Source organism: Protofrankia sp. Cas3, from assembly GCF_963555955.1.
Lineage (GTDB): Bacteria > Actinomycetota > Actinomycetes > Frankiales > Frankiaceae > Protofrankia.
Genome location: NZ_CAUVXP010000222.1, coordinates 1 through 7430, shown reverse-complemented (window position 1 = coordinate 7430; position 7430 = coordinate 1). Strand labels below are relative to the sequence as shown.

Sequence of the window (7430 nt, the reverse complement as noted above, 5' to 3'; positions counted from 1 at the left end):
AAGCCTCCGCCGCGTGTCGATCCCGCTGCACCAGATGGTCGGCGGGGAGGTGTCCCGGTGTCACGGGACAACGGCCCTCTCGTGCCCGGGATATCAGCCTTCGGCTGCCGGGACATCGGCGATAATTCACGGGCCTATCAGGCTGGCGGGGACGGTTTCCGCTGCGGTGGTCGGGCGGGGCTTCAGGGCGGCGAACCCGGCTGCGGCGAGTCCGAGGCCGATGATGGTTTCGGTGCCGGAGAGGGGGAGTGCGGGGCTCAATCCTACGATGACCAGTGCCCAGCCGGTCCACCGGCTGAGTGTTTTCGCGCGTAGGGTCGCGATCCCCAGCAGTAGGAATGAGAGGTTGCTGACCCAGGCGAGCAGGAATCCGGCGCCGAGCCGGCCGCCCGGGTTACCGTCCAGGATCGCGGGTGCCTGGTGCGCGATGGACGGTGTGATGAACAGGTCGGCGAACACGACGCTGCCGTTGAGGAGCAGCGACGTCAGCGTGAGCACGACGGCGACGAGGCCGAAGACGCGCAGCCGGTCGGCCTGCCGGGCGTAGATCGCCAGAACGCCCCAGATGAGGAGCGGGATGCTGAGGAATCGGAGCGTCGCGGTCAGCGCGAACGTGCCGGTCGTGACCTCTTGCGAGAACTCGTTGGACGCGTAGTCGGGTGGCAGGAGGTTGATGAACGCGCCGCCGGCGAGCAGTGCGCCTCCGGCGATTGCCGCCCATGAGCCGGTGCGGGCGAACAGGTCCATAAAGTAACTCCTTTTCGGTGTCCGGATGAGGGGCTCAGGCCCGTCCGTGGGGCGGGAAAGCTTCAGGTCGGTGTGGGCTTCCCCCACCGGTGGTGGCGAGATTTCGCCGGCGTCTGCGAGACCGACCAAGACGTCAGCGGGGATCGCCGACGTTGTGACCACGCTAGAAGCGGATCCACCCGCCGTCGTCACCAGGAAGGAAGATTCGTGCCCTGCCGAGCGGGGGAGCAGGGTCTGCCGTAAGGCAGACGCGGTGGCGGATTGCTGTCGCTAGGGTGCGGGGTATGCGGGAACGTCGGATGGCCGGAACTATCCGCTGTTTGGTGCGCTCACGGGCGGCGGATGTCATGCTGGCCGCCGTCCTGGCCGGCTACGGCGGGCTCGACGCGCTCACCCAGCCCGACTGGCCCGGGCCTCGTCCCGCCGTGGCCGCCCTCGTTGTCGCATCTGGCGTCTGCCTCACCTGGCGGCGGCGTCGGCCGGTGCTGGCGTTCACCGGCGCCCTGGGCGTTTTGACGGTCGTTCTCGTGGCGTTCGGTCATTTCGAGAGCGGTTCGTCGCTGCTGATCGGCCTTGTCGCGGCGTATTCGGTCGGGGTCTATGGCGCCGACCTGCGGTACGCGGGCGGCGCCATTGTCTGCTTCACGGCGGCGATGGGCCTACGTGAGCCCTCCGGCGAAGCGCTCCCGGACATGCTGTGGACGCTGGCGGCGCTCGCCCTCCCGGTCACGGTCGGCCTGGCCACCCGTGCCCTTCGGGGGCGCGCCCTGGTCCTGGAGGAGCGGACCGTCACACTGGAACGGGAGCAGGAGCAACGCGCCGCCGCGGCCGTCGCGGAGGAACGCCGGCGGATCGCCCGCGAACTGCACGACATCATCTCCCATGGGCTGGGTGTGGTCGTGCTTCAGGCCGGCGCCGCCGAACAGGTCCTCGACCGCGATCCCGCCAAGGCGCGCGCGGCGCTCGCGCTGATCCGGGCCACCGGGCAGGAGGCGATCGGCGAGATGGGCACGCTGGTCGGCCTCATCCGCGACGACCCGGAGCCTTCGCGCGACCCGCAGCCGACCCTGGCTGACCTCGAACGGCTGGTCGCGACCACCTGCGCGCTCGGGCTGCCGGTGCGGATGATGACGGAGGGAACCGCGGGCCGGGTGCCCGCCGCGGTCGAGCTGTCGGCGTACCGGGTGGTGCAGGAAAGCCTGACCAACGCGCTGAAGCATGCGGGAAATGCCCGGGTGTCGGTCGTGCTGCGGTACCAGCCGGACGACCTGGAGGTCGAGGTGTCCGACGACGGTACGGGGTGCCCGCAGGGCGCCGGCGGCCGACACGGCCTCACCGGGCTGCGCGAACGGGTGTCGATTTTCGGGGGACGGTTCGAAGCCGGCCGCGGCCAGACCGGCGGCTGGACGGTACGAGCGTCGTTCCCGACCGCGCGATGATCCGGGTCCTGCTCGTCGACGACCAGGCCGTCGTCCGCGCCGGTCTACGCACGATCCTGGAATGCCAGGATGATCTTGAGGTCGTCGGCGAGGCGGCCGATGGATCGCAGGCCTTCGCGCTGACCGCGGCGCTGGACCCCGACGTTGTGATCATGGATATTCGGATGCCGGTTCTGGATGGCATCGAGACGACCCGTCGGCTCGTCGCCTCCGCGGTACGCGCCCGGATCCTTATGCTCACCACGTACGGCCTCGACGAATACGTGTACGAGGCGCTGCGGGCCGGAGCAGCCGGCTTCCTCCTCAAAACCGACCCACCCGCACGGCTCGTCGACGCGGTCCGGGTCGTCGCCGCCGGCGACGCGTTGCTTGGACCCGACACCACCCGCAAACTCATCGAGCGATTCCTCGCCGGCCCGCCACCCCATTCCCCGATGCCGGCCGAGCTGACAACACTCACCGAACGCGAGCGCGAGGTATTCGGGCTGATCGCCCGCGGCCTGTCAAACCAGGAAATCGCCGGCTCCCTGTACGTCGGCGAAGGCACCGTCAAGACACATGTCGCCCGCATCCTCGCCAAACTACGGCTACGCGACCGGGTACAGGCCGTCGTCTACGCCTACGAATGCGGTCTCACACAACCCGGCCGGACCCCGCCGACCACGCAAAGGTAGTGATGGTCAGCGCAGGTCGCCGGGTTGGCGACCAAGGCCGGCGGCGCGCGCCCGGACGATGGCCTGGGCGCGGTCCGCCACCTGCAGTTTGGTGAAGATGTTGGACACGTGGTTGCGGACGGTCTTCGGGCTGAGGAAGAGCCGTTTGGCGATGTCGGGGTTGGCGGTCCCGGCGGCGATGAGATCAAGGATCTCGCGTTCACGGGCGCTGAGTTGGGGGAACTGCTGTTTGTCGTAGGCCGACAACGGCCGGGTGAGGAAGGCCAGGATCCGGCGCGCGACCGACGGGCCGAAGATGGCCTCGCCGTTTCCGACCGCGGTGATGGCGCGGATGACCTCGTCGGTGTCGGAGCCCTTGACCAGATAGCCGCGGGCACCGGCCCGCATCGCGGCGAACACCGAGTCGTCGTCCTCGAACATGGTCAGAACCAGGACACCTGTGTCTGGCCGTGCGGCGATGATGCGCCGGGTGGCGTCCACGCCGTTGACGCCCGGCATGTTCAGGTCCATGACGACGACGTCCGGCTCCCGCTGCGCGGCGAGGTGTACCGCCTGCTCGCCGTCGGCGGCCTCACCCACGACCGTCGCCTCCGGCAGGGAGGTGAGCAGGGCGCGCAGGCCCTTGCGGAACACCGGATGGTCATCGGCGAGGAGCACCCGCAGTGGCGGGGTCATGCCGCAGCCAGGTCGTGGTCGTAGCCGGTGGGGGAGGAGGCCGCCACCGTTCGAGCGGGTGACCGCCACCATCGGGGCGGTCGTCCACAACATGCCGGAGCCCTGGGTCGGCCCCGACGCGAAGGACGTTCTCGCCCGCAATCGCCTTCATCGGATACGTTGCGAGGATCTGTAGTCCGGAGCCGCCTGTTTCCGTACTTGTCACAGCGGGATGTTCGAGTGGCGACCGCGGGCGTCGGGCGCGGCCGCCAGCGCCTCGACCAGCCGGCGTCGGGTGTCGCGCGGCGCGACGACCTCGTCTACGACTCCGGACGCAACCGCCCGGTCGACGCCTCCTTCCGACCGTCGATGACGTCCGGCGAGATCGGCGCGGGCACCCTCGCGTTCGTGCTCGGGCAGCGCCGCGAGCTCCCCCCGGTGCAGGATGCCGACGGCCGCCTCGGCGCCCATCACGGCGATCTCGGCCTCAGGCCAGGCGAAGACCGCGTTCGCGCCGAGGGCGCGGGAGTTCATCGCGATGAAGGCGCCGCCGTATGCCTTGCGGGTGATCAGGGTCACGCGCGGAACGATGGACTCGGCGAAGGCATGCAGGAGCTTGGCGCCCCGTCTCACCACGCCGTTCCATTCCTGAGCAACGCCGGGAAGATAGCCCGGCGTGTCGACCACAACGACCATCGGCACGCCCAGCGAGTCACACATCCGTACGAAGCGGGCGCCTTTCTCGGCGGACAACGAGTCCAGACAGCCGCCCTTGCGAATGGGGTTGTTGGCGATGACCCCGACCACCCGTCGACCGAGGCGGCCCAGACCAACGATGATGTTGGGGGCCCATCGTGGCTGGAGTTCGACGAACGGGGTGTCGTCGTCCATGAGCGTCCGCACGAGGGGGCGCACGTCGTAGGCCCGGCGCCGTGACTGGGGCAGCAGCGAGCGCGGATCGGTGTTCGACGATTCGGTGTCCGGGTGAAAGGAGCCCGGCCGGGCGAGCAGGACCGCGAGTTGCCGTCCGTATGCGAGCGCGTCCTGGTCGGTGTCGCAGGTGACGTGGACCACGCCGGACCTGCGCTCGTGGGCCTCGGGGCCGCCGAGCCCCGCCTGGTCGATGGACTCGCCGGTCACGCTGCGCACGACATCAGGGCCGGTCACGAACATCCGGCCGGTGTCCGACATGACGACCAGGTCGGTCAGGGCCGGGCCGTATGCGGCGGCGCCGGCCGCCGGTCCGAGCACGACCGAGATCTGCGGGATCACGCCGGAGACCCGGGTCATGGCGGCGAACATCCGGCCAGCGCCGTCGAGGGAGCGCAACCCGTCGGTGAGCCGAGCGCCGCCCGAGTGCCAGACTCCGATGACCGGGCAGCGGCGGCGCTCGGCCATACCGATCGCCGCCACGATGTCGCATGCGCCGGCGAAATCCAGGGAACCGCCCATCGCGGTGGCATCGGTGCAGAATGCGACCGCCGGCGCGCCGTCGACGAGTCCGGCCGCGGTCAGCACGCCTTCGAGGTTTTGACCACGGAGACTCTCACGATTGAGAACTGTCAGGGAGTCGGGGTCGAGAAGCCTCGTCAGGCGCCTGATGGGCGTACGTACGTCGGCCTCCTGGCTGATTCCACCGGGCGAGACCGCGGTCGACATATGCATCGTGAACATCCTTGGATGACGGAGTCGGCGGCGCGGCGCGATCCTGCGACCGCGATCGAACTGTCGAGTAGCGCGCTCCCGCTGACAACCCCTACACGACCCTACGCGGTCCCCCTACCTGCGATGTGATCGGTGTCGAGGATTCGCAACCCCAGAATCACCCCTGTTGAGTTCGCCAACACGAGGTATCCGGGGACAATCACCCAGGAAAACCCTGACGCGGTGGCCCTGACAGTTTTGTAGGGGTTGTTCGGGGGTCCGTGAACCGGATAGCTTTGTCGACGGTGCCCGACTGGAGGCCAGTACGGCGGGCGTGGCGTCACCCATGGGAAGATGAGAGGGCCGGGCTGAATAATGTTCACGAAAGCCGCCGTCCTTCGTGAAAAAGGCGCCGATTTCGCGCTCGAGGTGGTATCTCTAGGCGAACATCGCCCGGACGAGGTGCTGGTTCGGATGGTGGCGACGGGCGTCTGCCACACCGACCTCCTCGTGCGCGACCAGGTCCTTCCGCCCGCGCCGCCGGTCGTGCTCGGCCATGAGGGCAGTGGAGTGGTGGAGGAGGTTGGATCGTCGGTCTCCGATCTCGCGCCCGGTGACCACGTCGTCTTGGCGCCGCGCAGTTGCGGGCGCTGCCGCACCTGCCTCAACGCCCACCCGATGACCTGTGTCGGGTGGGGACCGCTGAACCTTCGCGGCCGGCGGCCCGACGGATCGACCGCATTCCGCGACATCGACGGCGCCGAGATCAACGGGCACTTCTTCGGCCAGTCCTCGTTCGCCGCGTACGCGGTCGTTCCCGCGCGGTCGGCGATAGCGGTGCGACCGGACGCGCCTCTGGAGATGCTCGGCCCTTTCGGATGCAGTCTCCAGGCCGGCGCCGGCACGGTTCTCAACGCACTCAAACCGCCGCCCGGCTCGAGTATCGCCGTGTTCGGGCTCGGCGCGGTGGGGCTGGCGGCGGTCATCGCGGCAGGGCTGGCCGGCTGCGCGTCGATCATCGCGGTGGATCTCAACACTGACCGACTGGAGCTGGCGCGCGATCTCGGCGCGACCCACACAATCGACGCGGGCGGCGGAGGCGGGGACGCGGCTGACGTCGTCGGCGAGGTGCTGGAGGTGTCCGGCGGCGGAGTCGACGTCAGCGTCGACGCGGTCGGGCTCTCGAGCACCGCCCACTCGGCTGTCGCCGTCCTGGCGGCGGGCGGTGTGGCCGCCATCGCCGGTTCCGCGGCGGCGGGCAGGGACGTCGCGTTCGACCTCAACCAGCTGATGGGGCGCTCCGTTCGCGGCGTGCTCGAGGGCGACAGCGTTCCGGCCCTGTTCATCCCCTATCTCGTGGACCTGTACCTCGCCGGCCGATTTCCCATTGACCGGCTGGTCCGGACCTACGCGTTCGACGAGATCAACAGAGCGGTCGAGGATTCCACGGCTGGCAGTGTCGTTAAACCGGTTCTCCTCTTCTGACCTACATCCGTCAGGCGCCTTTCGCCTGGGGTGTCGGTTTGGTCCGGTAGCCCCGATTCATTCCTGTGTGGCAGGTACCTGTTTGCTTATGATGATCTACGAGACCCCACCGTCAACCCTCTACCGGCGGATGTAGGTCTGACGGTGTCCCGTGTACCGCCAGGCCGGCGTACCCGACCGTAGTGGGGGGCGGACGCATGGCCCGTGTCGACTGGTCCGGAGCGCCGTTGCGGGGGTTGGTGCCCCTTACGGGACATATAGGGGTATCGGATGTGAATCTTGCGGGTTAGGTTCGAGATAACCGTGGATGGTTCATCCAACTCGGGCGGGAGTGATCCTGGGCATGGAGAACAGCGTGTTCGCCGATAACGGACAACCAGTCGGCCCCGGGTTCCGTGGCGGGCCGGCCGAGCCGATTGCCGTCGTGGGTATGGCGTGCCGGTTTCCCGGGGCGCCGTCCGTCCGGGCGTTCTGGAGAGTACTCCGTGACGGACGCGAGGCAATCACCGATGTTCCCGCGAGCCGCTGGAACGCCGCCGAACTGTTTGACCCCGATCCAACCGCCCCGGGAAAGGTGAACTCGACCCGGGGCGGGTTCATCGACGGAATCGACCTCTTCGACGCGCCGTTCTTTCACGTCTCCCCACGGGAGGCGGCCTTTATGGACCCCCGCCAACGTCTCGTCCTCGAGCTCGGTTGGGAGGCCCTGGAGGATGGCGGCGTCATTCCCGAGACGGTGCGGGGACGGCGTCTGGGAATCTTCGTCGGATCGATCTGGGACGACTTC

General features: G+C 68.8%; 7 protein-coding genes. 4 read left to right on the top strand and 3 right to left on the bottom strand.

The window, feature by feature from the left end:
- Positions 1-126 precede the first annotated feature (126 nt).
- Complete coding sequence (locus U9983_RS25590; RefSeq protein WP_322756464.1) at positions 127-747, bottom strand: hypothetical protein; 621 nt, start codon at positions 745-747, stop codon at positions 127-129.
- Between the two features lie 284 nt (positions 748-1031).
- On the opposite strand from U9983_RS25590, the gene U9983_RS25585 reads away from it, so the two are divergent.
- Positions 1032-2186, top strand: a complete 1155-nt coding sequence (locus U9983_RS25585) for a sensor histidine kinase (RefSeq protein ID WP_322756463.1) — start codon at positions 1032-1034, stop codon at positions 2184-2186.
- The gene (locus U9983_RS25580) at positions 2183-2860 is read left to right on the top strand and encodes a response regulator transcription factor (RefSeq protein WP_322756462.1); all 678 of its coding nucleotides are present in this window, start codon (positions 2183-2185) and stop codon (positions 2858-2860) included. Before U9983_RS25585 ends, U9983_RS25580 begins: the two co-directional genes overlap by 4 nt.
- A 6-nt stretch (positions 2861-2866) precedes the next feature.
- Here U9983_RS25580 and U9983_RS25575 read toward each other — a convergent pair whose 3' ends face one another.
- Together U9983_RS25575 and U9983_RS25570 are read right to left on the bottom strand one after the other, a co-directional pair.
- Positions 2867-3535: a response regulator gene (locus U9983_RS25575; protein ID WP_416211539.1), complete on the bottom strand. Its 669-nt coding sequence runs from the start codon at positions 3533-3535 to the stop codon at positions 2867-2869.
- Positions 3536-3736: 201 nt separating this feature from the next.
- The gene (locus U9983_RS25570) at positions 3737-5179 is read right to left on the bottom strand and encodes an acyl-CoA carboxylase subunit beta (protein WP_322756460.1); all 1443 of its coding nucleotides are present in this window, start codon (positions 5177-5179) and stop codon (positions 3737-3739) included.
- A 354-nt stretch (positions 5180-5533) separates the two neighbouring features.
- Between U9983_RS25570 and U9983_RS25565 the strand changes: the two genes are divergently transcribed.
- Both U9983_RS25565 and U9983_RS25560 read left to right on the top strand, forming a co-directional pair.
- On the top strand, positions 5534-6643 hold the full coding sequence (locus U9983_RS25565; RefSeq protein WP_322756459.1) for an NAD(P)-dependent alcohol dehydrogenase: 1110 nt from the start codon (positions 5534-5536) through the stop codon (positions 6641-6643).
- Positions 6644-6950: 307 nt separating this feature from the next.
- A partial coding sequence (locus U9983_RS25560) for a polyketide synthase (protein WP_322756458.1) occupies positions 6951-7430 on the top strand: 480 nt, incomplete at its 3' end.

Bases quoted from the DNA above. Each gene is read 5' to 3' on its own strand.
- U9983_RS25590 (WP_322756464.1), bottom strand. From the start codon at position 747: ATGGACCTGTTCGCCCGCACCGGCTCATGGGCGGCAATCGCCGGAGGC.
- U9983_RS25585 (WP_322756463.1), top strand. From the start codon at position 1,032: ATGCGGGAACGTCGGATGGCCGGAACTATCCGCTGTTTGGTGCGCTCA.
- U9983_RS25580 (WP_322756462.1), top strand. From the start codon at position 2,183: ATGATCCGGGTCCTGCTCGTCGACGACCAGGCCGTCGTCCGCGCCGGT.
- U9983_RS25575 (WP_416211539.1), bottom strand. From the start codon at position 3,535: ATGACCCCGCCACTGCGGGTGCTCCTCGCCGATGACCATCCGGTGTTC.
- U9983_RS25570 (WP_322756460.1), bottom strand. From the start codon at position 5,179: ATGCATATGTCGACCGCGGTCTCGCCCGGTGGAATCAGCCAGGAGGCC.
- U9983_RS25565 (WP_322756459.1), top strand. From the start codon at position 5,534: ATGTTCACGAAAGCCGCCGTCCTTCGTGAAAAAGGCGCCGATTTCGCG.